At 48.1% G+C, this 25306-nt stretch carries 22 protein-coding genes and 1 tRNA gene; 11 read left to right on the top strand and 12 right to left on the bottom strand.

Annotated elements, in window-relative coordinates:
* Positions 1-55: 55 nt before the first annotated feature.
* The 5 genes from SAPGRDRAFT_RS11360 to SAPGRDRAFT_RS11340 form a co-directional block, all read right to left on the bottom strand.
* Positions 56-550, bottom strand: a complete 495-nt coding sequence (locus tag SAPGRDRAFT_RS11360) for a tetratricopeptide repeat protein (RefSeq protein ID WP_253271315.1) — start codon at positions 548-550, stop codon at positions 56-58.
* 3 nt (positions 551-553) lie between these two features.
* Positions 554-976 (bottom strand): rhodanese-like domain-containing protein, encoded by a 423-nt coding sequence (locus tag SAPGRDRAFT_RS11355; RefSeq protein WP_002659396.1) that lies wholly within the window; start codon positions 974-976, stop codon positions 554-556.
* A 120-nt stretch (positions 977-1096) separates the two neighbouring features.
* Positions 1097-1408 (bottom strand): rhodanese-like domain-containing protein, encoded by a 312-nt coding sequence (locus SAPGRDRAFT_RS11350; protein WP_002659395.1) that lies wholly within the window; start codon positions 1406-1408, stop codon positions 1097-1099.
* Between the two features lie 102 nt (positions 1409-1510).
* A complete protein-coding gene (locus SAPGRDRAFT_RS11345; RefSeq protein ID WP_002659394.1) occupies positions 1511-2359 on the bottom strand; it encodes a TerC family protein in 849 nt (282 codons plus the stop codon).
* A 3-nt stretch (positions 2360-2362) separates the two neighbouring features.
* Positions 2363-4000: a mechanosensitive ion channel family protein gene (locus tag SAPGRDRAFT_RS11340; RefSeq protein ID WP_002659393.1), complete on the bottom strand. Its 1638-nt coding sequence runs from the start codon at positions 3998-4000 to the stop codon at positions 2363-2365.
* A gap of 993 nt (positions 4001-4993) precedes the next feature.
* Between SAPGRDRAFT_RS11340 and SAPGRDRAFT_RS11330 the strand changes: the two genes are divergently transcribed.
* On the top strand, positions 4994-5593 hold the full coding sequence (locus tag SAPGRDRAFT_RS11330) for a hypothetical protein (protein WP_002659392.1): 600 nt from the start codon (positions 4994-4996) through the stop codon (positions 5591-5593).
* A gap of 371 nt (positions 5594-5964) precedes the next feature.
* Here the strand turns inward: SAPGRDRAFT_RS11330 and SAPGRDRAFT_RS11320 are convergent, their stop codons facing one another.
* Positions 5965-7599 (bottom strand): ArnT family glycosyltransferase, encoded by a 1635-nt coding sequence (locus tag SAPGRDRAFT_RS11320; protein WP_002659391.1) that lies wholly within the window; start codon positions 7597-7599, stop codon positions 5965-5967.
* A gap of 410 nt (positions 7600-8009) precedes the next feature.
* Here SAPGRDRAFT_RS11320 and SAPGRDRAFT_RS11315 point away from each other — a divergent pair, with 410 nt between their 5' ends.
* The 6 genes from SAPGRDRAFT_RS11315 to SAPGRDRAFT_RS11290 all read left to right on the top strand — a co-directional run bounded on the left by SAPGRDRAFT_RS11315 (position 8010) and on the right by SAPGRDRAFT_RS11290 (position 13349).
* Positions 8010-9035, top strand: a complete 1026-nt coding sequence (locus SAPGRDRAFT_RS11315; protein ID WP_002659390.1) for a DHH family phosphoesterase — start codon at positions 8010-8012, stop codon at positions 9033-9035.
* Positions 8995-9846: a hypothetical protein gene (locus tag SAPGRDRAFT_RS11310; RefSeq protein WP_002659389.1), complete on the top strand. Its 852-nt coding sequence runs from the start codon at positions 8995-8997 to the stop codon at positions 9844-9846. Before SAPGRDRAFT_RS11315 ends, SAPGRDRAFT_RS11310 begins: the two co-directional genes overlap by 41 nt.
* A 345-nt stretch (positions 9847-10191) precedes the next feature.
* Positions 10192-10896 (top strand): FKBP-type peptidyl-prolyl cis-trans isomerase, encoded by a 705-nt coding sequence (locus SAPGRDRAFT_RS11305; protein ID WP_253271314.1) that lies wholly within the window; start codon positions 10192-10194, stop codon positions 10894-10896.
* Between the two features lie 6 nt (positions 10897-10902).
* Positions 10903-11946, top strand: a complete 1044-nt coding sequence (locus SAPGRDRAFT_RS11300) for a tetratricopeptide repeat protein (RefSeq protein WP_002659387.1) — start codon at positions 10903-10905, stop codon at positions 11944-11946.
* Between the two features lies 1 nt (position 11947).
* On the top strand, positions 11948-12760 hold the full coding sequence (gene prmC, locus SAPGRDRAFT_RS11295) for a peptide chain release factor N(5)-glutamine methyltransferase (protein WP_002659386.1): 813 nt from the start codon (positions 11948-11950) through the stop codon (positions 12758-12760).
* 7 nt (positions 12761-12767) lie between these two features.
* The gene (locus SAPGRDRAFT_RS11290; RefSeq protein ID WP_002659385.1) at positions 12768-13349 is read left to right on the top strand and encodes a DUF5071 domain-containing protein; all 582 of its coding nucleotides are present in this window, start codon (positions 12768-12770) and stop codon (positions 13347-13349) included.
* On the opposite strand, the gene SAPGRDRAFT_RS11285 is transcribed toward SAPGRDRAFT_RS11290, so the two are convergent.
* From SAPGRDRAFT_RS11285 to prfB, 5 genes are all read right to left on the bottom strand, one after another.
* Entirely contained in the window at positions 13346-13687 is a 342-nt protein-coding gene (locus tag SAPGRDRAFT_RS11285) for a translation initiation factor (protein WP_002659384.1), read from the bottom strand. The two genes, SAPGRDRAFT_RS11290 and SAPGRDRAFT_RS11285, sit on opposite strands and share 4 nt — an antisense overlap.
* A 343-nt stretch (positions 13688-14030) precedes the next feature.
* Positions 14031-14114, bottom strand: a tRNA-Leu gene (locus tag SAPGRDRAFT_RS11275).
* 73 nt (positions 14115-14187) lie between these two features.
* Positions 14188-14718, bottom strand: coding sequence for a Fe-S protein assembly co-chaperone HscB (hscB, locus tag SAPGRDRAFT_RS11270; RefSeq protein ID WP_002659383.1), 531 nt, complete (start codon positions 14716-14718; stop codon positions 14188-14190).
* Positions 14718-15737, bottom strand: a complete 1020-nt coding sequence (locus SAPGRDRAFT_RS11265; RefSeq protein WP_002659382.1) for an NAD(P)/FAD-dependent oxidoreductase — start codon at positions 15735-15737, stop codon at positions 14718-14720. The genes hscB and SAPGRDRAFT_RS11265 overlap by 1 nt, the downstream gene beginning before the upstream one ends.
* A gap of 344 nt (positions 15738-16081) precedes the next feature.
* Positions 16082-17165, bottom strand: a protein-coding gene (prfB, locus tag SAPGRDRAFT_RS11260) for a peptide chain release factor 2 (protein WP_002659381.1) whose coding sequence is annotated in 2 segments (ribosomal slippage) — positions 16082-17104 and positions 17106-17165 — 1083 coding nt in all. Because the reading frame shifts where the segments join, the coding sequence is not laid out codon by codon here.
* 159 nt (positions 17166-17324) lie between these two features.
* Between prfB and SAPGRDRAFT_RS11255 the strand changes: the two genes are divergently transcribed.
* From SAPGRDRAFT_RS11255 to SAPGRDRAFT_RS11235, 4 genes are all read left to right on the top strand, one after another.
* On the top strand, positions 17325-18383 hold the full coding sequence (locus SAPGRDRAFT_RS11255; RefSeq protein ID WP_002659380.1) for an OmpA family protein: 1059 nt from the start codon (positions 17325-17327) through the stop codon (positions 18381-18383).
* Positions 18384-18754: 371 nt separating this feature from the next.
* Positions 18755-19831 (top strand): hypothetical protein, encoded by a 1077-nt coding sequence (locus SAPGRDRAFT_RS11245; RefSeq protein WP_002659379.1) that lies wholly within the window; start codon positions 18755-18757, stop codon positions 19829-19831.
* Positions 19832-19857: 26 nt separating this feature from the next.
* The gene (locus SAPGRDRAFT_RS11240) at positions 19858-21231 is read left to right on the top strand and encodes a hypothetical protein (RefSeq protein WP_002659378.1); all 1374 of its coding nucleotides are present in this window, start codon (positions 19858-19860) and stop codon (positions 21229-21231) included.
* Positions 21232-21517: 286 nt separating this feature from the next.
* Positions 21518-23215, top strand: a complete 1698-nt coding sequence (locus tag SAPGRDRAFT_RS11235) for a tetratricopeptide repeat protein (RefSeq protein WP_002659377.1) — start codon at positions 21518-21520, stop codon at positions 23213-23215.
* A gap of 78 nt (positions 23216-23293) precedes the next feature.
* Here the strand turns inward: SAPGRDRAFT_RS11235 and lysS are convergent, their stop codons facing one another.
* Positions 23294-24931, bottom strand: coding sequence for a lysine--tRNA ligase (lysS, locus tag SAPGRDRAFT_RS11230; protein WP_002659376.1), 1638 nt, complete (start codon positions 24929-24931; stop codon positions 23294-23296).
* Positions 24932-25306: the final 375 nt, after the last annotated feature.

Below are 25306 nucleotides of genomic sequence, written 5' to 3'. Positions count from 1 at the left end.
GCAGCATAGCGGCGGCCGCCCCAAATTGAAGGGCGGCCGCGGGCCCCAAAAGCAGTTAGTCCAGCTCCTCTTCTTCTGTATCTGGGTTATTTATATAATCAATGGCATCTTGGGCCATTCGGCTATTGGGGTATTCGGCCAATGCGCGCTCGTAGGCGCTGCGGGCTTCTTCCCAGCGGTCTTCTTGGAAATAGCAGAGTGCATAGTTAATCAGGGCCATTTCCTTATAGCTCATATTGGAGATACTGAGGATAAAGAAAGAGCGGTAATCGTCTAGCCAGGCATGCTGTTTAAAATAGTCGTAGCTACAGCTAAAGGCCTGTCGGGCCAGCTCATAATCTTCATTTTGCAGGGCCTTCATGCCCGAGCGATGATGATGAGGGATAATGTTTTGGAGCAAAACAGAGAGCCCCAAATAGAGCAGGGCGCCCAACCAAGGCGCCATATCCCAGCCCAAGCCAAAGGCATGGAGCAAAGCAACAAAAAGGGCAAAAACGATAAGGTGGGGCCAAATGGCCATCCACTTAATTTGTCGGAGTAAAGTGAGCATAAATTAGATTGTCCAGTCCTTGCCCTGCGCTACCTGCCAAGCGGCAAAGCCACCTCGCAAGGCATAGAGCTGTTTAAAACCATTATTGTACATAACCTCGCAGGCTTTGGCGGCCCATTGGCCCTGCTCGCAATATACAAAATAGGGCTGGTCTAGATCTAGGCCATGTAGAAATTCTACAAAGGCTGGCCTTTGCTCAAAATTTACCAATACTGCATTGGGGATACTATCTCGACCCAAAGCGGCATTGCCTCTAATATCTAGCAAAATGGCATTGGGGCGCTGCTCTAAGGCCTGCAACCAATCCTCAATGTCTAGATTATAAAAAGGCGGAAGCTGCTGTTTTTGTCTTTTTCCTCGAATAAAAAACAGCCAGATAAAAATGGCAACAACGGTCAGTACCGTAGCAAAAAAAACAGGATTCATAATAAAAGGTATTCTTCTTTTGCTCTTTAGCGCTGCATTTAGGAGAGGTAGACCCGGCAGCGGCCAGCCAAAAATGGCTGGCCGCAAAGCTGAGTCTAAGACTTAAGTAGAAAAAGTAAATTATACTTTGGCTACTTCCCAAGCCATCATGCCTCCGTCCAAATTCGTGACTTTGGCATAGCCATTTTGGGCCAAAAATGCGCAGGCATTAGCTGAGCGACGGCCAGAGCGGCAGTAAATGTAATAAGATTTGTTGGCGTCTAATTTAAGGACCTCCTGTTGGAAATTGTCGTCGAAGAAGTTGAGCTCAATCGCTCCCTCAAGCTTGCCTTCGGCAATCTCATCGGGAGTGCGTACGTCTAGTACAACAGCGTTTTCATCGGCTTCAAAGGCTGCCTTAAATTCGGCAGGACCTAGATTAGGAAAGCTCATAGTTTCTATCATTTAGCAGTTAAAAGAATATCCACAAGATAAGGCTTTCTCGCTAACTACAGTGTGACTTTGTTCCTATAACGCTTTTTTGCCCAAGAGGTTTTATTGTAGTAGGTTCCGCTCTTCGGCTTCTTGCAAGGCCGAGTGCAAAATAACGGGTTCCGACTTCTTGTCCATTCGCAAAACTAACATCTGCACTAGGGTCGAAAAGGCAATGGCAAAGTACAAATAGCCCTTAGGTATTGCCTCAATATGGAAGTCTCCAATCGCCGCATGGGCCAAATGTCCGCCCTCTGCAATCAACATAAAGGAAATGAGGAGCAAAAAGGATAGGGCCAACATCTGTATAGATGGGTGCTTATTGATATAGCGACCAATTGGGCCAGCAAAGGCAATCATAATCAATACCGAAAAGACGACCCCCAAAATCATAACCGGCAAGGCGTTCAAATCGCTCTGCGTGAGGTCTTGAGTCAAGCCAATAGCCGTCAGAATAGAGTCTACCGAAAAGACCATATTGATAATGGTAATCTGTATAATGACATCCATCAGCTTGGCCCCCGTTCCATCATTGTTCTCGGGGTTGTGCCCCTCCAATTTATGATGAATCTCCTTAATCGTTTTATAGAGCAAAAATACCCCTCCCAAAATTAAGACAATGGCCTGCCCATTGGGCTGCGCATGAAAACTCAAAATGTGGAGGTCGCCCCAACTAGCCGTGAGATACTGCAACATAATAGAGATACCAAACAAGAGGATCACCCGAAGCAGCATCGCCAACAACAAGCCGATGTTACGCGCCTTGGGCTGCTCTTCCTCAGAAAGCTTATTGGCCACAATAGAGATAAAGACAATATTATCAATCCCCAAAATAACCTCCATAAAGGTCAAGGTCAATAGGGCTGTCCATGCCTGTGGCGAGGCAATCAGTTCCGCTAATCCTTCAAACATAATTTATTGATCCGTTTTCATCTTGCTAATAAATTCATCCAGCCGAGCTTGGGCCGCTTTCAATTCTTCCTCATAAGAAGGCACTACCGTCCCCTGCCCAGGCATCGTTTCTACATAAACAGAGGTAGAAGGGAAGGCAATCTGTACCCCCAAGGCCTCCGCTAGCCGCAAGATAGCAAAAATAAGCTCTTCTTTCCAAGCTAATTCCTGCGCCCAATCATTCGTCTTGAAGTAGATCATAAAGAGCACATCCAATGAAGAAGCCCCCATGTTATTCAAGTGAATATAGACGTTTTCTTTGTCGGTATGCGGATGCACTTTATGCAGTCTTCTCAAGCCCTGAATAAAGGTTTCTATTAGGGCCGGCGGAGTATGATAAGCCAAGCCAATCGTAGTATTAAAGCGACGCATCTCCCGCTCGCCTAGGTTGTTAATGGTCTCGTTCATGAGGTTGCCATTGGGCACCGAAATAACCGAGGTGTCCATGGTCTTAATTCTCGTCGACCGAAAACCAATGTCTGTGACGGTCCCCGTTACCGAGCCCACACTCACAAAGTCCCCGATCTGAAAGGGCCGATCTGCATAAATCATCATAGAACCCAAGAGGTTGCGCAGGGCTTCTTGGGCCGCCAAGGCCACGGCCAAACCACCCAGTGAAAGTCCCGCCAATAGAGCCGTTACATTTACGCCACAAACACTAAGGGCATGAATAAAGGCCGCCGCAACAATCAAGGCATTGAGTATCCGTATAAAGATGGGCAGCAAGTACTCATCAGTAGTGGTTTTGGTCTGGCTGGTCAACCACTCCAAATAAGAACGGAAAAAAGCCAAACTGCGCATGGCCAAAATCGCCACCAAAACGGTATTCGTTAGCTTGAGCAATAAGAGCAGATAAAAGCTCAAGCCAATGGGCAACTGCAATACAGGCACAAAGGTATAGACAATATAAAGGACCAAAAGATAACTCAAGACCTTGGCCATCCGACTGACCTGCTTCTCATCAAAATGCCCCTTGCCCAAGCGACTGTTGGCCAAAAAGTGTATGGTCCAACGAAATAACCTAGAGATAAAGGCATGCAATATAAAACTCAAGGCAATCAAAATTAACATCCCCAAGTATTGCCAACTGGCCAAGCCCATAAACCGCTGCTGACCCAATTGTGGCAATAAGCCCAACAATAAATCACTCCCAAAGGGATATACTTGCTTGTGCAACTGCGGAATCGCCCGCTCTGTCTCTCTCGAATAATGCCATTTACCCGATATTTTATTGCGCTCCAAATATACTTCGGGTAGCTCTTGCGGATAGGGAATGTAGACGTTTTTTTGCCCCACAGAATCTTTGTACATGGGGTCCTCAGGAACCCTACTCAAAGAAATCCGAAGACCTTTTCCATCCCAAATTTGCTTGAGCTTTAAGGCCAAATCCTGCCCCGCCTCGCCCCGCTTATAAAAGGGCCTAGCCGACATGCTGGCATCATAATGCTCGGTCTGCAAGTAGTATAAATGCGTATAAATAGCATCATAGGGCGTCAGCAAATTAGCCACTGGCTTTTCCGAGGGGTCCCCCTCCTGCCCCCAAGCCAATACAGGCAGCAAAAGAATAAGTACTAGATATAACCGCTTGTTGATTAAGCGCATAAGTGTTTTTGTTTTATGATTTTTTTATTCTAGCACAAAGTTAAGTTTTCTTCAGCGCTTAGAAAAGCTTCCTTTCTTAAGTTTCTATTTATGTTTTTTTTTAGGGGCCTGCCGCCTGCGGCGGCCGGGCTGTGCACTGGCTCGCAGGTCTGCTCGGCCCTGCGGGGCTTCCGCTGCGCTTCTGCCCCTAGGTCTGCGGCTTCGCCGCACCAGTTACCATCCCTAGGCCTGCGGCGGCTTCGCCGCCTGTAGGACCCAATAAGGAAAGGCCCAAAACCTAGGTTTTGGGCCTTTTTCTGTTGTGGAAGGGTACAGCTAGCCATCGAGAGGGGTTTACCTACCCATCCAGAGGGGTTCCCCTACCCATCGAGAGGGGTTCAGCTACCCATCCAGAGGGGTTTACCTACCCATCGAGAGGGGTTCCTATACCCATCGAGAGGGGTTCCTATACCCATCGAGAGGGGTTCCTATACCCATCGAGAGGGGTTCCTATACCCATCGAGAGGGGTTCCTATACCCATCGAGAGGGGTTCCCATCCCCCTCTCTAGGACTAGACGTAGTCCTCTGCAGGGCTACTCCTAATCATCAGGAGCATTTCCAGCCCTCCAAGCGAGGGCCTCTTCTAATCCTCTATAGGACTGCTGTACATTATCTTGAGGACTAGCTCTCCCCCTCCAGAGCTGGCCTCCTAGTCATCAGTACCATTCTTTTACCTAAAGAGGAGGACTTAGGCTAGTCATCGGCAGGACTTGAACTACTCCAAAGGAGGACCTATAGAGGTCCTGCAGAGCAACTATACCTATAGTATAGAGGACTTAAGTAAGTCCAAAAGAGGAGCTACAGAAGCCCTATCAAGGACCTCCCCTTGCCCAAGCGAGGATTTACCCAAGTCCTCTTGAGGAGCTATACAAACCCAAGCGAGGAGCTCACTAAGTCCTGCCGAGGGGGTGCAGTACTCCTCGCCCTTATTTTAGCTAAAAAGATGGGGCTGTTTGCTATCTAAACAGTTGAATTCATTAACTTACAGTTATTACAAACTGCCAATCATTGGGAAAGCACAAAGCCTTGAACAGACTCAGCAAAAAATAAATAGCTTCACTTTCTGTTGTTTTTTAAGTTTAAGCCTTTTAGGACAGTCCTCGGCAGGGCCTTGTAGTGAAACCATCTGTGATTCTTGCGTCATTAAGCTAGAGGGGATCCATTATACCTTTAAGCCTAATCCTTTTTGTGTTTTTCAAAAAGAATATGAAGTGCAAGCAAGCCTTGCTAAAGAAAAAAGAGCAGCCGCCGAGGCTATATTTTTCATCTGGGGAGTAGGCGAAAATAGAACAACTGCATATTGCAAAAAAATTAGATCTAGAACTACACTTTCGTCTAACGATAGTCTTTTTTTAGAAGAACTATCAGCTAGAATTAGCTGCACAGCTAAAGCCTATTATTCAGAGCCTTATTACAATGACTTTGCAATGATGTTCTATTTCTACAAGGATAAAGAGAAGCAAAACAAATTAAAATGGCAAGCGAAACCCTTTAATGGGCTATTAAGTATTTGGCGTATTTTACAGCCTATTTTCTACCTAGATAAAAATTAGCGTTACAGCATCATCCCTTTTTATTTAGTTGTAGAACAGCCTCTTATATTATGGTAGGTTTCACATACATCCTACAGGGCCGAAGGGCCGCAGGCAAAGGCCAAATGAAAGCCCTGCCACTTCTATCCTTTGCTTTAATTTCTTGCTATTTTGCGTTATTTTTCTCAGCCATAGCTACGGCTATGCCTTTAAAAAATGCCTTGACTAGCCTGAAATTTTTATCAAAGGATGGCCGAAGCGCAGAACTTCCATTCGGCCTAGGGGCCTGAAAGGGTGGCCGCAGGCCAGACCGAAGCCCGAAGGGCTGAAGGGCCGAGCAGACCTGCGAGCCCTGAAAGGGCCCGGCCGCCGAAGGCGGCAGGCCCCAAATCCTAACCCACTACTCCGCTCACCTTAATCAAATAGACATCTTGCAGCTGCTCAGCTCGGCTAGCAGGATTGAGGAACTTAGCGGTTAGTCTTGTCACATGAAAGTGATCAAAATGCTTAATCTTCTCGTAGCGGATGCCAGCTTTATCGAGTTCGGCCAGGCTTTTTCCACGGATGAGGATAATCCATTCTGCTTGTCCAGCGGCGGTCTCTATATCCTTAGGCGAATCAAAAACCTTGGCCACCTTACCTAGGTAGAAATCAAAAGAGTGTTGAGAGAAGTCATAGACCCCTACATTTTGCTCGGCCAAGCCCTCTTGCACTAAATAGTGAGCGGCTTCTGAACCAGATTGATAAGGCAGGAGCGCTTGATAGACATGGGCATTCATGCCTACATTTACAATGGCCATGGCAAAAACGGCGGGCAAAACCAATTGCATAGGGCGCTGCTGCTTGAACTTAAAATAAGGGATAAAGCTAGCTAGAGCGGCCAAAATGAGTAGTATAACCAACCAAATAGGCGCGGCAGGGAAGGCCCAGCCCATCAAAAGGGCCAAAAAGGCCAGGGCCGCAGTATGTAAGACAATACTTTGCCCCAGGGCCAAGGGCCAAGCCCAAGACTTGCTCGACTTGGCCAAGTTCATTAACTGATGAGCTACCAAAACGGCCATCATGCCATACATCGGGAAGATATAATGCGGCAACTTATAACGAGAAAAAGAGAGGGCAATAAAAGGGAGAACAAAACCGCCCAGCGTCAGTAATTCCACCTTTTTCCCCTGCCAAAACTCTTGCAAACGGCGCAGCATGGCCCAAACCGCTAGGGCCGACCAAGGCAAAAAGGACCATAGGAAGGTGTGTACAAAAAAGAACTTTCCGCTATCATTGGCCCACTCATTTTCTCCAGTAATACGGCCAAAGCTTTGCTTCCAGAAAAAGAAATAAATCCCCTCCCAATCGGGAAACTGCAGATAGAGCCCATACAGCATAGGCGCCAAAACCAACAAGACAATAGGAGCGCCGAGCAGCCACTGCCAACGGAAGAGCATCTTCCAGTTTTTCTGCCCCAAAAGATAGCAGCCAATAGCGGCCCCAGGAACCACCGCCCCCAACGGCCCCTTGGCCATCATGCCAAAGCCCACCGCCACAAAACCCCAAAACAAATGCTTGAGTTGAGCCCCATTTACGTACTTCACCAACTGCCAGATGGCCAAGATAGAAAAGTTGGAAATGAGGGTATCGGTGCGCACATCATGATTAAACATTAGCCAGGCCTGCGTGCTGGCCAAAATTAAGGCCGCCAATTGGCCCGTTTGCTTATTATAAAGCTCCTTACCCAATTGATAAGTGGCCCAAAACCCCATGACCGAAGAGAGCAGAGAAGGCAAGCGAAAGGCCCATTGAGAGACCCCAAAAATGGCATAAAATAAAGCCGAAGACCAAAATAAAAGTGGCGGCTTATCCAAATAATCTTTCCCCTTATGATGTACTTGCAACCATTCTCCCGACTGCAACATCTCTTGACTAATAGAGGCATATTGAGCCGAATCCACATCCATAATCGTGACCATAAAAAGCCCCAAAACATAGGCAAGGGCCAAGGCCGGCCAGGCCCATTTATAAGCTGTAGGCTGCATAAAAAGCCGTTTTTGATATTTACAAAACTGCGCAAAAGTAGTACTTTTAAACCAGATTCATCGGCTATTATCCAAGGCTTGCTCGGAAAACCCCCACAAACTGAAGCCCTTTAGGGATGATTTTGTAATTTTACTAGCTATTTGGCCTATTCCCTAAAATGAGGAGAATAACAAACTGTTCTTTTCTTTTTGGGGGCTGCCCCGCCCTGCGGGCGGGTCGGGCCATTGCACAGCTCGCAAGTCTGCTCGGCCCTGCAGCGCTTTCAGCGCTTTGGTCTGCCGCCTGCGGCGGCCCTGCTACAGCCCCTCAGCCGCGTCGCTTCGCTCCTTTGCGGCGGCTTCGCCGCCTGCAGACCGCAAAAGCAATCCCCCCAACATCCAATTTTATCAAAACAAAATACCAATAATATATGCTTGCCCAAATGACCAATGGCGAACAACTAAAAGCACTACTAGACAGCCCTAAAAATATTGTCATTAGCGGCCATGTCAACCCCGATGCCGATGCATTGGGCTCTACTTTAGCCCTCTATCACTACCTACAAACCCTAGGGCATCGCGTTCAGGTAATTATGCCCAGTGAGCTGCCTCAGATGCTCGACTTTATGCCCGGTTTTCACCTTATTTGGAACTACGAGCGCAAACAAAAAACAAGTAATGCCACCATTCTACAGGCCGATATTCTCTTTTCTTTAGATTATAGTGCCTTGGATCGTTTGGACAGTATGGGCTCGGTTTGGCGGAAGGCCACTGGCTACAAAGTACTAATTGACCACCATATGCAGCCCGAAGACTTTGCCCAAAGTCGGCTTTGGCGGACCAGCTCTAGTTCTACCGCAGAATTGGTCTATGACTACTTTGCCGAATTAGGCGTATTGGAGCAAGTCCCCTTAATGGCCTTTGAATGTCTTTATGTGGGTATACTTGGCGATACGGGTCGTTTTCAGCATGCCACCAATGCTCATCTTTTCCGCATCATTGCAGATATGACCGAGCGAGGGCTCAACAGCAACTACATCACCAACATGATGACCAACTCCTTTAGTGAGAAGAAAATGCGTCTTTTGGGGCATTGCATCAATAAAATGAGCTTTTTGGAGGGCTTAGATGTGGGATACATTGCCCTTAGTCAGGCCGAGCATCAGGAATTTAACATTCAGCGGGGGGATTTAGAGGGAGTAGTGAATACCATCTTACAGATTCGCAGAATTAAGGTAGCGGCCTTAATTACAGAGCGGAAAGATCGGGTTAAGCTCTCTTTGCGGTCCAAAGGAGATTTCTCTGTACAGGAGGTCTGCAAAAACCATTTTAATGGCGGCGGGCATCGCAATGCTTCTGGGGGCATGAGTAGAGAGAGTTTAGAAGAAACATTAAATCGCTTTAAACGCCTAATGAATGAAGACTATGCTTCGGTTTTGCGTACTACTGCTAAGTAGTAGTTTGTTTTGGTCTTGTCAAATTACTTGGGAGCAAGCGGAGGAGGGTTATGCCTTTCATACCTTAGCAGAGGGGCCGGTAGAAGAGCAGGTTCCTCAGTTTGGAGACTCTATTTGTTTTAGCTACAGTTTGGTATATCCCGATCGTGTAGAGCGGGGGGAGCGTTGTTTGATTTATCCGGTAAAGGCGCAGCGCAACTTCTTTTTGCATCCTTTGGTCCAAATGCGTACAGGCGATAGTTTGGCCGTTGTTTGGAACTACGGGCAGTTAGCGGAAGAGTGGCCAGAGGGAGCTGAGCATTTTGGTCCTACAGACAGTGTACAGATACAATATCGTTTAAGCTACCTATTGGACCGCATATCGCTCAAGGCGAAGCGGGAGCAAAAATATGCCTTAGCTAGGGGCTTTGAGCAAGTAGAAGACTGGAAAACCGAGAGTGTGCAGAAGCGGGAGCAGGCCGATAGTCTGGAAGAATTGCTTTCGGCCTATCGTTCGGCCTATTTGGCGGAGCAGCTTCAGTTTGAGCGGGCGGAAGAAGGCTTCTTTTTTCGTTTGCAGGGAGAAGGTCGGGGCGCAGCTCCAGCCTATTGGGCCTATTATATTTTATTGGAGCTAGAGAATGGCCAAGGCCTAGACAACAACCTGCGCCGCGGAGACCGTTTGGCCTTAGAAGGGCAGCAGGGGCTACCGCCTTATTATCAGCAAGCCTTGGCCAAAATGCAACTTGGGCAGAGGGGCTACTTTATCTTCCCCAAAAGTCGAAAAGTCCTTTACCTAGAATTAGTTGCGCCAAAACAGCCAGCAGAATAAGCCCCAGCTATGTTTAGATCTACGGAACTACAGGCGGCGAAGCCGCCGCAGGCTGAGGGATGGACAGCAGTGGCCGCAGGCCAGACCAAGCGGGCGAAGCCCGTGAAGGGCCGAGCGAACAGCGAGCTGCGATACAGCCCGACCCGCAGGCCCAAAGGGCCGAAGGGGCAGCCCCAAAAAAAGAAAAACCACCTCTTCCTCCTTCTATTGCTGAGCAGTTTGCTATGGACCTCCTGCCGGTCGGTTCCTAGGGGGTGGACGAGCTACCATCAAGGGAAATTTTGGTATAAGCATAGCGGCCAGCAGGAGCAAAAAGGGCTGCGGCACCCCAAAGAAGGGGACCAAATGGAGATTAGTTATAGTATTTGGAAGGGCGACAGTTTGTTGTTGAGCTCGGCAGATCAGCTGATGCCTGTATTGGTTGAAATGCCTTCGGCAGAAGCGCACAACTTATTTACAGAGGCCCTGAGTTTGATGACCGAGGGCGATAGTTTGGAGGTTTTGGTATTGGCCAAATCGGCTGCTGATATATTGGGCCCCTATGCGGCAGAATTTGAAGAAAAAGAGCGAGTTCGTTTTGGTTATCGGCTCAAAACATTAAAAAGCCAGGCGCAGTTGGCGGCAGAAATTGAGGTCGAGCGAGTGCGCATCGCTCAGCGGCGGCAGTGGGTACAGGCAGAATTGGCCAAAGACAGCAGTTTGAGTCAGTTAGCGGGTAGAGGCGCCGAGGGAATAAGATTTGAAAAACTAAAGTCTACAAAAGGTCCAAAACTTCAGCTTGGGCAGTTGGCTCAAATCCAATATATTTGCCTGCTGCCTAATGGCGACATCATCGATGATAGTTTCTTGAACATGCGTCCGATTTGGGTAGAGCTAGGCGACTTAAAAACGATTCGGGGTTGGTCTTTGGCCCTACAAGAATTTGCAGAAGGCGAGCAAGGACTCATCTATCTCCCTTCGGCTTTGGCCTATGGGGCCTTGGGCAATCCGCCCTTTGTGCCGCCTCATAGCCCTCTTATATTTTATATAGAAGTACTGACTACAAAATAAAAACAGATGATCAATCACTTTTGGAAATATGGCCTTATGGCCCTGCTTTTTTTCTTTCTCATGGCCTGTTCGGCAGAGCGTTCGGCCCAGCAGAAAATCAAGGAATTGGAAGAGCGAGTAGCGGCCAGTTTGGAAGAGCAGCAACAAAACGTCTTGGTCAAAGACAGCTTGCTTGGCCAACTGCTATTTGCCTATGCCGACTATAGCCAGCAATTTAAGGATGACCCGCAAACACCCGTTTATCTCTATAAAATGGGTAGTTATTATTATCGGATGCAAAACTGGAAAGAAGCCAGCAAACATTTAGAGATGGTCATAGACCAATTTGAAGACAGCAAAGCCTATCCAGAAGCCCTCTTATTGGCGGCCTCGATTTATGATAGTCCGCATGACCGAAACAATGAGCGGGCGGGACAGCTCTATGAAAAATACCTCAAGGCTTTTCCGAATGGAGCAGGACGGGCCACCGCCGAATTCTTCTTTAAGCCTGCAGAAGAAAAAATGGAAGCTCGGATTGGCGAGATGCAAAAGCAACTGCGCTCGGGCCCCAAGGGGCAACTGGATAGAGCCATGGCGCATAAACTAGTGCGGCAGTACCTGCATTATACCCGCAACTACCCCAGCAGCGAATTTAGTCCGGCCTACTGCTTTGAGGGTGGAAAACTGGCCTCTAGCATTGGGGAAAGTTATGATGCCGTGCAGCTTTGGAAGCGTATTTATGAGCAGTATCACGACTTTCATCTCTATCCGCAGACCCTTTTGCAATTGGCCCTAGAATATGAGCAGAAGATGCCCATTTTCATGCAGCAATATCAAAGAAAAAAGGAATTTCGCTCGAAGATGCATGCCGATTTTGAGCTCGAGAAGCTCAGCGAAGTCAATTGGACCGAAGAAGCCCGCAAAATGTATGATGAGTTTCTGGAAAAGTATCCAGAGCATGAACTTCGCCCACAGGTAGAGGCTTCCCTAAAGCTCTTGGGCAAAGACCCCAACGAAGTGGTTCAGAATTTTAGAATGCAGGTGGATAGCCTCAGAAGATTGCAACAATAAGATGAAGCCAGAAGCTGCCCAAAACCGCTTGGCCCAAGCCCTGCTTGCCCTTTATGAAGAGCGAGAAGCCGGCACCATTGCCCGCTATATCTATGAAGATTGTTGGCGGGTCAAAACATTGACAGAAGAAGATTATTTGGTCCTAGAAAGCCGATTATTAGCCGCTGAGCCCTGGCAATATGTAGTGGGAACAGCCGAGTTTTATGGCTACTCTTTTGCCGTCAATTCCGCCACCCTCATTCCAAGGCCCGAGACCGAAGAACTGCTCTACTGGATATTGCAAAGAGAAAATAAACAGGCACCACTTAAGGTCCTAGATATTGGTACGGGCTCGGGCTGCATAGCCATTAGTTTGGCCAAAAGGGCCCCAAATTGGCAAGTTTATGCCTTAGATTATAGCGCAGCGGCCCTAGAGGTTGCCAAAAAAAATGCGCAGCAGTTGGGAGCCAATGTTCAATTTATAGAACTAGATATTTTGGCCAAGGAAAACTGGGCAGAGCTGGCTAATTTTGACCTCATCATAAGTAATCCGCCTTATATCGCCCCTTCCGAGGCCGAAAACATGGCCGCCAATGTGCTCGATTATGAGCCGCATTTGGCCCTTTTTACAGCAACAGAGGATCGACTCGTTTTTTATCGGGAGATTGTTCGCCTTTGCCAAGGCAAAGCCCTGAAAGAAGGCGGCAGCCTCTATTTTGAAGCCAATACCTTTTCCGCCCAAGAGATTGCCGAACTTATGCGGCCTAGCCTTCAGAAAGTGCAGATTATGCCCGATCTAGAAGGCCGTCCCCGTATGCTTAGCGGCAAAAAATAGGAATGGTATGAGCATGTATTTTTTTCGCCCGCCTTTTATCCCCAAAGATAAACATGATGATTTGGCGGTAGATATTTTGGCCCAAACGGAGGCCGAAATTTGGCTGCCTTTTGCCCATGAATTGCTAGAGTGGTTGCAAGATCGCAACTGGCCCGTGGCCCCCCTAATTGCAGAGGTATTAAAAGAGGAATTGCCCCAGCTAGAAAAAGAAATAGCCCATATTCTGCAAACAGAAGATGGGCATTGGAAATATGATCTCTTAATGCTTTTTGAAGCCAATTGGCCCCCTAACTGGCAGCAGATGCTCGCCCCTTTGGTCTTTCGGCCCTCTCGGCTCGATTGGGAGGCGGAGGTAGACCAAATTGCCAGCGAAATCTATTTTGCCCCCTTCAATATGGAAGAGGTGCAGGGCCTCAGTTGGCGCCCCATGGAAGAGGGACACCCTCTGGCCGAAAAACTACAAGAACGCTTCTCCACAGAGCTGCTCGCTAGCCAAGAAGAGCCCAAAAACTGGCCCAAATGGCGGGGCCGCCTACAATTTGAATTGGCCCAAGAATTAGGCCTCGATATTTTGGTGCACTATCACTAGTTACCGCCCGATCGCTTCGTCTGGCTATAGCCCCATTTCTTGAGCAGTTCCAGCACTTTTTCCGCCTGCTTTCCCTGCACGATAATCTCCCCATCCTTAGCACTTCCACCCACGCCACAGCTGGCTTTCAGCTTTTTCCCCAAGGCCTTGAGGTCTTCCTCTGGGCCTATAAATCCAGTAACCAAAGTGACTTCCTTCCCCCCTCTTTTCTTGCGGTCAATTTGCACCCGCAGGCGCTGCTGCTGTGGGGGCAACAACTCCTCCTCCAAAGGCTCATCATTCCATTCAAAATTGGGATCTGTCGAATAAAAATTGAGTTTTTTCTTCTTCTTTGCCATCTTCCTTTCTGATTTAATTTTTTTGGGGCCTCCGCAGCAAGCTGCGGCGGTTACTCCCTTTGGTCGTCGAACTGCGGTCTAAAGACCTTGTTGTCGTTTCGGGGCTCGCTGCTGTTTTGGGGCCTCAGCTGCGGCTTCGCCTTGCTGCGCTACGTTTCGGGGCTCGCTATTCGCTCGGCCCTTCGGCGCTAGGCGCCTCGGTCTGGCCTTCGGCCACCCCCTACACATCGCTAGGCCGACGGCCCTTCGGGCCTTTTCCAAGCTAAGGGAGTATTGGACCAAAGCTTGGCCAAAACAAATAAAAAAAGGTCGAAAATGCAAATTTGCATAATCGACCTTAAAGTGCCTCGGGCGGGAATCGAACCCGCACGGTGTCGCCACCACAGGATTTTGAATCCAGCGCGTCTACCAATTTCGCCACCAAGGCTAGAGAAAAACTTTGTTACTCCCCTTTGGAAGCGTTGCAAATATAAGGCGGTTTTTCTTATTTCCAAATTTATTTAGTCCATTTTCTCTATTTTTTTCAAATTTTCTTTAATTCGGACCAAATACTTCCGCTTATAGTGGTAGTCTAAAACGGGTTCAAGCAATTGATTTTCTTTAATTTGGGCCAAATCGTAGGCCGCAATGGCCTGTTTGATATTTTCTTTTAACTTTTTTTCAAAAAGTTGAATATCGGCTAAAATAGTTTGGTAAGCTTGGGCATCGAAATCAAACTGCAGCTCCATGATGCTTTCGTTAATCTCCATCATCTCCATCAAAAAAGCTTGCGGAAGGGCTGCATTTTGCCCTTCCTGCAAGAGTCCATGCAATTCTAAGATATAGCGCAGGCGGCTATCAAATGCTTTAAGGACCTTATATGCTTTATTGTTGAGCGTAGACTTTTCTAGGGCTTCTTCTTGTTCTTTCTCGCTACTTAAGCTATGAAAATCGGGATGAAAGCGTTTGCTCATTTGCAAATATTTGCGTTTGAGGGCTTTTTCATCCAAACTAAATTGCCGGGGCAGTTCATAAAACTCAAAGTAATCCATTAGAATCCGTTTACGCCGTTTACAGTAGTATATTTAAATTGGACCTTCTTTTCGGGATGAATAATTTTGAAGGCCGATTGGACCATGAGGGTAGCCTCATGAAATCCGCAGAGGATCAGCTTGAGTTTACCGGGATAGGTATTGATATCGCCAATAGCAAAAATGCCGGGAACATTGGTGCTATAGTCAAAGGTATCTACCTCTACTGCCGAGCGGTTAATATTTAGGCCCCATTCGCCAATTGGGCCCAATTTGGGCGAAAGGCCAAAGAGCGGCACAAAATGCTCGGTCTCCAACCAATAATTATCGGCTCCTTTTTGCTTAATCTCTACAGCTTGCAGTTGCTCCTCTCCTTTTAGGCCAATAATCTGAGATTCTGTGAGCAGTTTGATGCGGCCAGCTTCGGCCAATTGCTCTACCTTTTCTACAGAGTCTAGTGCGCCTCTAAAGCCTTTACGGCGGTGGACCAAAGTCAATTCTTTGGCTACATCAGCCAGGTAGATGGTCCAGTCTAGGGCAGAATCTCCCCCACCGGCAATCACTACTTTTTTATTGCGATAAAACTCGGGCTCGCGGATGATGTACTCTATTCCACGGTCCTCAAAGTCGGCAATATTAGAAATTGGGGGTTTGCGGGGGGCAAAGCAACCCAAGCCGCCAGCAATGGCAATCACGGGCGCAATATGCACGGTCCCTTTATGGCTAGTAAGTTTGAAGCGGCCATCTTCTAGGCGTTCAATTTGTTCTGCTCTTTCGCCTAGGGTGAAGCCGGGATTAAAGGGCTCGATTTGCTTCATTAGGTTATCGATCAGATCGCCAGCGAGCACATCGGGAAAGCCTGGAATATCATAAATGGGCTTTTTGGGATAAATTTCGGTGAGTTGGCCACCGGGCTGAGGAAGGTAGTCAATCAGGTGGCAGCGAAGCTTGAGCAAGCCCGCCTCAAAAACGGTAAATAGGCCCGTTGGTCCAGCACCGATAATTAGGATATCGGTTTCTATTACTTTATTTTCAGACATAGAGGTATAATTCTTCTTAATTCAGCCACAAAGCTCGCAAAAAAAATAGAGTTCTAAAAGGAATTTGAGCACTGCTTTCGCTGCTATTTAGATTCATTCTTAGCTAGAACAGCAAGGGCTGGGCATTGTTTGTTTTGGTCCAATTATTTTTGCGGTTTTGCAGGCCCGGAGGGCCGAAGGCTGAGGGATGGATAAGGGGGGCCGAAGGCCAGACCGAGCAAAAATGCTGCGCATTTTTTGCGAAGGGCCGAGCAGACCTGCGAGCCCTGACACAGCCCGACCCAGCCGCAGGCTGGGGCAGCCCCAAAAAAAGCAGTCTCTATAAAAGAAACTGCTTCTTACATTTAGACATCCTTGAGGGCCATCAGGCTAGCCTTCAGAAAATCGTTTAGATCGCCATCGAGTACTTTTTTGGTATCATGGCTTTGGTAATTGGAGCGATGGTCTTTAATTCGGCGGTCGTCGAGGACATAAGAGCGAATTTGCGAGCCCCATTCAATTTTCTTTTTGTTGGCCTCTAGGGCGTCTTTTTCGGCTTGGCGGCGTTGGATCTCTAATTGATAGAGTTCGGAGCGCAACATTTTGAGGGATTTTTCTCGGTTCATATGTTGCGAGCGTTCTTCTTGGCACTCCACCACAATGCCCGAGGGCAGGTGGCGCAGGCGCACGGCGGACTCTGTTTTATTGACATGTTGTCCACCGGCTCCGCTAGCGCGAAAAGTATCCCATTCGATATCGGCGGGATTCACCTCAATCTCGATACTATCATCGACTAGGGGGTAGACAAAAACCGAGGCAAAAGAAGTTTGGCGTTTGCCTTGGGCGTTGAAAGGGCTGGGACGGACCAGTCGGTGCACCCCATTTTCGTATTTGAGGAGGCCATAGACAAAGGCGCCGTCAATTTCGATACTGACCGATTTGACCCCAGCCACATCGCCATCTACACGGTGCAATTCGCTATGTTTAAAGCCTTCTTTTTCGGCCCACATCTGGTACATACGAAGGAGCATACTGGCCCAATCGCAACTTTCTGTTCCGCCTGCGCCTGCTTGAATCTTGAGGATACAAGAGAGCTCATCTTCGGCTTCATTGAGGGTGGCTCGAAACTCTAAGTCGTCAATTGCCGTTAAAGCTTTTTGGTATTGCTCCTCGACCTCCTCCTCCGAGACCTCCTCTAGCTGATAGAAATCAAAAAGGACCTGCAAATCTTCTAGATATTCGGCGGTAGCTTCATAGCGTTTGACCCAATGTTGTAGGCCCGCTATTTTTTTTAGGATTTGTTGCGCCCGCTCGGCATCTGTCCAAAAATTGGGGTCGTAAGTATGTTTTTTTTCTTCTGTTAGCTGCATTTTCCGTTTGGGGACGTCAAAGATACCCCCTAAGAAGACTCAAACGAGTTTGCAGCTGATCCAATTGGTCGCTAGTCATAGAATTTGTTTTTAATGAAAGGAAAGGCCCAAGATAAAAACTTTTGAAGAATGCTGCTTTTTCTTTGGCCAAATAGGAAGAAGGAAGGGGGCAAAAAGGTTATATTTGTGACAGTTTTCTGATCCCCTAGAAAGTTAAGCTCTAAACTTGAATTTATAGATGCGTTTTTTTCTCTATACTCTATCCCTACTGCTTTTGCCCCAGTTGCTGTTTGGCCAAATTGACCGAAAGCGCTACCGCTTTCTTTCTACCAATGAGCTATTTTTTGAGTCGGGCTCTTTTGAGCTAGATGCCCAAGATAAGGCCGAGTTAAAGGCTTTGGTAGAGAAACTGGCCGAGGAAGAGCTAGAAAAAATCATCATTCAGGCGCATACGGACTCTATTGGCAGTAGTTTGCACAATAATGAGCTGGCCAAAAATCGGGCAAATTCGGTGGCCCAAGAACTGCTTTTGCAGGGCCTTGACAGCAGTTTTATTGATGTTCGGACCTATGGCGAGTTTAGCCCAATTGCCAATAATGACACCGAGGAGGGCCGGGCCAAAAACCGCCGTGTGTCTGTTTATGCCTTGGGCCCCTACGACCCTAGCCGATTTCATGACAAATGCAAAATTAAGGGCCGATTAACCGACTCTAAAACCAATGCCCCCTTGGCCAATGCCCAGATCCTGATCGTCCGTATGGGCCGCCAAGATACCCTTTTTACAGATGCTGAAGGCCATTTTGAACAACTACTAGGCGGCTTCAGACAACTAGAGCTTCGGGCTTATGCCAAAAATTATTTCTTTGCCAATCGCCTGATCAAAACGCCCGAAACAGACTCTATTTATCTCGATATTCAGCTAGAACCAGCCCTTTTGGGCGGTAAGATACAGCTTTCTGACCTCTATTTTCAGGCCGGCACAGCCGAGCTTTTGTCCAACTCAGAAAAAACCCTAAACGAAATTGCCGATTTTATCCGCTATAATGCAAAACTCAAATTTGAGCTCGGCGGCCATATCAATAAACCCAATCGAGCCCCCGTTCCGCCCCAATCTCGCTCCTATCAGCTCTCTCAAGCCCGCGCCAAGGCCGTTTATGACTACCTTATCCAAAAAGGCATCGCCGCCGAACGACTAAAATATAGAGGCTATGGCAACTGGGAAATGATCCACCCCCGCGCCCAAACTGCCCTAGAACAACAACTCAACAGAAGGGTAGAACTCAAAATTATCCAATAATATTTAAGCAGTTTCTTTCTGAAGAGACTGCTTTTTTTTTGGGGCCTCCGCTGCGGCTTCGCCTTGCGGCGCTACGTTTACTCCCTTTGGTCGTCGAACTGGCGCCCCTATAGGGGCTGGTTGTCACAGCTCGCTCTTCGCTCGGCCCTGCGGCAGCAAAGCTGCCTAGGTCTGGCCTAACGGCCACTGCTGCACATCGCTAGGCCTGCGGGCCTGCAAAACCGCAAAAATGGACCAAGGCCAGCTGCTTTTTAAAAGCATTCTAAAAAAAGGCTTCCTCTTCCCAGCAAAAAAGACTAAATTAAAGGCTGCCAAGCAGTTGGGGATAAGCTCCTCAACATACATTTACTACCTAATCAAGATATTATATTATGGCCGAAAATACCTTAAGCCTAGAGCTACTGCCTTCTTTAAAGAAAGCAGACTACGAAAAGCTCTTTAAGAAAATGCCCCTTTGGAAAAAAGCCAGCGCGGTTATTTTTCTACAAGACTACCGCCTAGCCGGCAAAAAAACGACCCTAGCGGTCCCTTATAAGAAGCTGCCCGAAATGGTTGCCGCCTTCAAGAACCTCAAAAAAGAAGGCTTCCACCCCATCAAAAAAACTGCCGCCGCTAGCTTTAGCCTAGCACCCTCTGCCGATGGCTTTTTGGCCAAAGTAGATATCAAAAAAGGGGGCATGAGTAGCGAGCTAATTCAAAGCAAAATGGCCGAGGCCTTTGCCAAACTAGGCATTACCCTAGAGTTTAGTGCCCCCGAAGAAGCAGAAAGCGCCAGTGCAGAAGAAAGCAGCCAGCTCGCCCCCTGGCAAGAGCATTTAGCCAGTATCAAAGGAGAGTGGTTGCCCGCAGTCAAAGCCGGAACAATAAACGCAGAACAAATTGCCGCCATGCAAGCGGCCCAAAAAGAATTGGCTCAAGACAGCAACCCCAATGCAAAAAGTCTGTTGCCCAAGTTGCAGGAAATTTTAGCCGCCGCCAATAAAGTTAATGCGAACCAAAGCGATAATGAACTCGCTATCTTGGCCCAAAAAATTGAACGCCTTACCGAAGAAACCAAGAAAACGGTATTGGGCCATCTCAAAGCCAATAAAGCCACTGATAAGGACCTAGACACCATCCAGCGCCTAGAAGATAATATTCAGGCTTTTCTTAAAGCTTATGAACAAGCAACAGCAGAAGAAAAAGCCAGCCTAGCCCAAAAAGCCGAAAATATTCGGAGCAAATTATTGGCCCAAGCCCAAACCCTAAAGGAAAAAGTGAAAGCTCAGGCGCCTAGCCAAGCCGAAGCCCAAGCTGCCGAAGCCGACTTCTCTGCCCGCCTAGAAGAACTAGAGGCAGTTATCGCCGCTAAGGAAGCCGAGCTAAAAGCAGTAGAAAAAGCCCTAGAGGAAAAACCTGAACCAGAACCCCTGCCCTCTGGTGCCGATTTTCTTAGCTTCCTCTTTTAATTCACTCCTTTTAAAACTAAAAAATTATGGGTTTCGGAGATTTTTTGTCTAAAGTCCAAGAAGGCCGCAAGGTCCTAGAATCGGTCCAGAATGAATTGGGCCAGCGCAAAGCGCAAACAGAACAACCACAATCAAAAAAGAAAGCTGCCGACCTATTGGGCCGCCTAGATCTTATCCTAGAAAAGGCCGATAAAATTGAGCGAGAAGGCGTCGATATCACCGACCTGCTCCAAATTGGTAGCGAAATCGCTAAGAATAGTGGCAACGAAAAGGTCCGTCAAGTCGCCGAATCCGTTAGCCAAGTTACTGCCGATGGTAAAATTGATACCGAAGAGTTGGTCCGCGAAGGCCTAGAAACAGTAGCCAATAATACCGATAACGAACTGCTCGACGAGCTCTCTGAACGAGCCGGCAACATCTTAGAAGATGGCAAAATTGATAAAGATGAGCTTATCGCTGAAGGCCTAGACGCAATTGGCGAACATTCGGGCAATGATAAGATTAAGAGCATCGCCGAGGCGGCCAAAGCTGTTTTGGAAGATGGAAAAACTGACCTAGGAGAAATCTTAGGCGTTGGAGCCGATGTATTTAAAGAAGAAATTGAAAAGGCTGGCCTAAGCGATTTGGTCAAAGAAGCCTCCGATATTTTTGATGGCGTAAGCAGCCTCGATGAGTTTTTGGAAAGAGGAAAGGCCGAGCTGAAACGCCTAGCCGAATTAGCCGCCAAAGCCCTTTTAGACCAATTTATCAATAGCTTCCTCAATCAGGGAATTAGCAAGGAGTTTTTGCATCTGCAGCATACACCAGCCCGCCAAAAATGGGGCCGTCTGTCTATGGGCATGTCTATGGATATTCGCCTATCGGGTACCCTTTCGGGCCGTTTTACTGGCTCTGAGGTAGAAATCAATAGCCAGCTGAGCAGCTCTGCCTGGGCCCAAGGCGATCTAGAACTAGATTGTGGCTTTACCATTCCGGTAATTAAGAAAAAAGTAGAGGGCCAGGCCAAAGCAAATGTAAGTGGACAGCTCGACTGCCAAGCAGATGCTAAAGTAACTTTGGGCCTAAAGAATAAGAGCCTTGTAGGAAAACTTTATCCCACCACCGTAACGAGCCAGCACGATATGCTACTCAAAGTAGAGATTCCAGGCTATATCGTCAGTCTATGGAATGGCGCCGCCTCTTGGTCTTTTGGTTATCTCGACCCCATTGATGCTTTCTTTACGCATAAGTTGGGCAAATACGAGCTGCTCCAATTGCAGGTGCCTGGCTATGAAACGAGCTTCTCTATGCAAAGCCTCAGCTTTACGCATGGCCCCAAAGGCGACTTTAAGATCGAGCCTGGCAAGGATGTCGCGCCCATGATCCAGAAGTTTGAGCAATACCTGCCATGGAATAACTAGCCTATTGCTTCGCCTTTAGGCTGGGGCTTTCCCCAGCCTATCGGCCTAGCGATGTGCAGCAGTGGCCCGCAGGGCCAGACCAAAGCGCTTTAGCGCTGCAGGGCCGAGCGAACAGCGAGCTGTGACAACCAGCCCCTATAGGGGCGCCAGTTCGACGACCAAAGGGAGTAAACGTAGCGCCGCAAGGCCGCAGGCCGCCGCGACAACAAGGACTTTAGTCCGCAGTTCGACGACTGAAAGGAGTAACGCCCCAAAAAATAAATTATCAACAGAAGAAAACGGAGATATGTCAATGCCAGAACTGCTGCAAGCTTTAGCCGAAGCGCGGCAAAGTGGAAAACCAACTGAATTGAATGAATTGGCCAGAGCGGCCATTATTGCAGAACCTGCCGTAGATTTGGGTTATTATTGTTTGGCCGAAGCCCTCTTTTTGGCGGAGCAGTATCAAAATGCAGAAATTGCCTTGGCCAAAGCCATTGAGTTGGCCCCAAAAAAAGCCAGCTATTTGCTGCGCATGGCCAGCTATAAGGATGTTCAGGGACAGGCAGCAGCCGCAAGGATTTTATACGATAAAGCCCTTGCTTTGGAGCCCCAAAATTGGCAGGCGCTTGTAGGCTTGGCCCATTATCAATTGTTTGAGGCCCAAAATGTAGCGCAAGCCCTTGAGTATTTGAATCAGGCGGATCCTTCGGCTTTGGAAGAGCCCAGTTTCTTGCGCCTCAAGGCCAAGACCTTGCTCAATATGGCCCAATTGGAAGAAGCTTTGGAGCTGATTGAGCGCTTGTTGGAGAAAGAAGCCAATGAGGCCGCTCTTACGCTTAAGCTCAATGCCTTGATGATGCAGGCAGCACCTTCTTTTAAGGAGATTAGTCTCACTTATAAAGCCTTGATTCAGGCGGCGGCTCAGCCCCTACCCTATTGGGTGGGTTTGGCCAATTATCTCTTGGCCGAAGAGCAATATAGTCAGGCCGAAAAGGCCTTTAGAAAGGCTTTGTCCATGGCGCCCGCTCAAGAACAGTATGCGCTCAAAGGCTTGTTGGCCATCTGCTTGCAGGCCCAAGGCCAATATGCCAAGGCCCTGAACATTTATCAGGAAATGGAGCAAGAACAACCTGAAGATGAGGAAATTTATATCCAGAAGTCGCTTTTGTTTGCTGCTCAAGATGAGTTTGGGCAAGCCGCAGCTGCTTTGGAGAAAGTGATTGCCTTGAGTAGGGGCATGGCTGCCTTAGAATGGAATTTTAAGCGGGGACTTTATTTGCTAGAAGCTGAAGATTATGCCCCAGCCAAAGCCATCTTTGAAGCCCTTTTGCAAGAGCCACTCTATGCTCGAGAAGCCGCTTTTGCCCTAGGCAAATGCCTGCACTTGACGGGAGATGCAAAAGCGGCTTTTGCCCAATTGCAAGCGGCCCAAAAGGCCAAAAGCCGCAAGGCCAAAGATTATTTGCAAACGCATTTTGAGACCGAACTCAAAGCTTTGGAAGCCAAACTTTTGGCCCAGCGAGCAGCTTGGGCAACTGAAAATGCAAAATCAGCCTTTTTGGCGGCTCATTTTGGCCAATTGGGCCGTTTTGACCCCAAGCAAAACCGCTTGGACCCCAAACTGCCCGCTGATGTGCAAAAGATGCTCAAAGAGCGCTTGGCCGATATTAGCCTCTTGCTTTCTGCAGAGGGTTTGCTCTTGCTCAACCCCATGGAAGAGCGGGCAATTCGGGCCAATTACCGCATTTTGGAAGAAGAAAAAGGCCGCTTGTTGATCGAGCTTTTCCCCTTGGATGGCTCGCCTAATCTGATCTTCTTGCTTAGAGAAAGAGGCCCTGGCCGCCTTTCTGTAGAATGGCAAAAAGCTGGAGCCGAAGAGGTACATTTTCAGCTTTCAGCTAAACCAAAAAGTAGCGATATGAAGGTCTTTAAGCGCTTTTGTAAAGCTAGCGACTTCGATTATCTGGGGGCAAAATATGCCGGCTGGAAAAAGTATTTATAGCCTGATTGTATAAGGACCAAATAAGGCCCCACTCCAAATTTGGAGCGGGGCCTTTCTTATTGAAGGGGCTTAAGTTATTTAAGCTTCTTCTTGTTCCTCTATTTTCTTCTTGATCGCACGCATTTGTGGGAAGAAGAGCACTTCTTGAATAGACGTTTGGTCGGTCATCAACATCACTAGGCGATCAATACCAATACCCAAACCAGAAGAAGGAGGCATACCGTACTCTAGGGCACGGAGGAAGTCCTCATCCATGGCCATGGCTTCTTCGTCTCCTCTTTCGGCTAGGCGAAGTTGGTCCTCAAAGCGGCGGCGCTGATCGATAGGATCATTCAACTCCGTGTAGGCGTTGGCAATTTCTTTACCCATAACAAAGAGCTCAAAGCGCTCGACCAGCCCTTCTTCACTGCGGTGTTTTTTGGCCAAAGGCGTCATCTCGATCGGATAATCGGTGATGAAGGTAGGCTGAATGAGGTGCGGCTCGGTGGTTTCACCAAAAACCTCATCAATGAGTTTAGCGCGGCCCATGCTGGCATCTACATCAATATGTAGCTCTTTACAAAGGGCAAAAATCTCCGCTTCGCTCATGTTGCGTAGGTTGTGGCCACTATGCTTCTCAATTGCATCATAGATGCTGAGCTTCTCAAAGGGTCCAGCAAAATTTACTTCATGCGTAGTAAATTCTTTGCCATGCTGCTTGCGGATCTTAATGCTGCTGCTGCCATGAACAGCTAGGCAGATTTTCTCAAAGAGTTGCTCCACCATCTGCATCATCCAGATATAGTCCTTATAGGCCACATAAATCTCCATAGAGGTAAACTCGGGGTTGTGGGTCCGGTCCATTCCTTCATTGCGGAACATCTTGCCGATTTCATAAACTCCATCAAAGCCGGCCACAATGAGGCGCTTGAGGTAAAGCTCATTGGCAATACGCAAATAGAGGTCCTCATCCAAGGTATTATGATGCGTCTCAAAAGGACGAGCGGCGGCACCACCATGCACCGCTTGCAAAATGGGCGTTTCTACTTCCAACCAGCCTTGAGCATCAAAGAAGTGGCGCATTTCACGAACCACCTTAGCCCGGGTCAAGAAAATCTCTTTGTATTGTGGATTAACGGTAAGGTCCACATAACGCATCCGATAGCGCTGTTCGGCATCGGTAAAAGCATCATGTACATTGCCTTCATTATCCGTTTTTACGATAGGCAGATTGCGAATGGCCTTGCCCAAAAAAGTAAACTCTTCTACATGAATAGAAAGGGTACCCGTTTTGGTATAAAAAGCATAGCCCTCAATGCCCACATAATCGCCAATATCTAGCAATTTTTTAAAGACCTTATTGTAGAGGTCCTTATTGTCTTCAGGGCAAACTTCGTCGCGGCTAATATAAAACTGAATACGTCCGCTGCTGTCTTGGAGTTCGGCAAAGCTAGCCTTTCCCATTACGCGTTTAGACATTAGGCGGCCGCTTAAGCTGACCTTTTTAAAGTCCTCGGCCTTTTCCTCGCTAAAGTTTTCGCTTACCTCTTTGGCCAGGTGGCTGACCTCAAAGGCCTCGGCGGGATAAGGGTTAATCTTGAGTTCCACCATTTTTCTCAAATTGGTGATGCGCTGTCGCTCCATTTCATTGAGCTTGCGGCCGCCTAATTGGCCAGCCTCCAGCAATTGGTCGAGCTCTTCTAGCCAGGCTTGGCTAGCTTGTTCCGTTAAAGCCATTTTACTGCTTACGTTTTATAAAAATTCAATCAATGTACAATTCTTCTTGTTTTGGGGCCGCCGCAGCTTTGCTGCGGCGGTTACTCCCTTTGGTCGTCGAACTGCGGTCTAAAGACCTTGTTGTCGTTCCACAGCTCGCTGCTGTTTTGGGGCCTCAGCTGCGGCTTCGCCTTGCTGCGCTACGTTTCAGGGCTCGCTATTCGCTCGGCCCTTCGCCAGCAAGCTGGCTCGGTCTGGCCTTCGGCCACCCTTGCACATCGCTAGGCCGAGCGGCCGCCTGGGGCGGCCTTTTTTGGTCCAGAAAGGCGCGAAGCGCCTTGGCTTAGCTGCCTAGAGGGGAGCCCGCAGGGCTAGACCCAGCCGCCAAAGGCGGCG

This window comes from Saprospira grandis DSM 2844, from assembly GCF_000275825.1.
GTDB classification, from domain to species: domain Bacteria; phylum Bacteroidota; class Bacteroidia; order Chitinophagales; family Saprospiraceae; genus Saprospira; species Saprospira grandis_A.
This window is presented reverse-complemented; position numbering and strand designations above follow the sequence as displayed.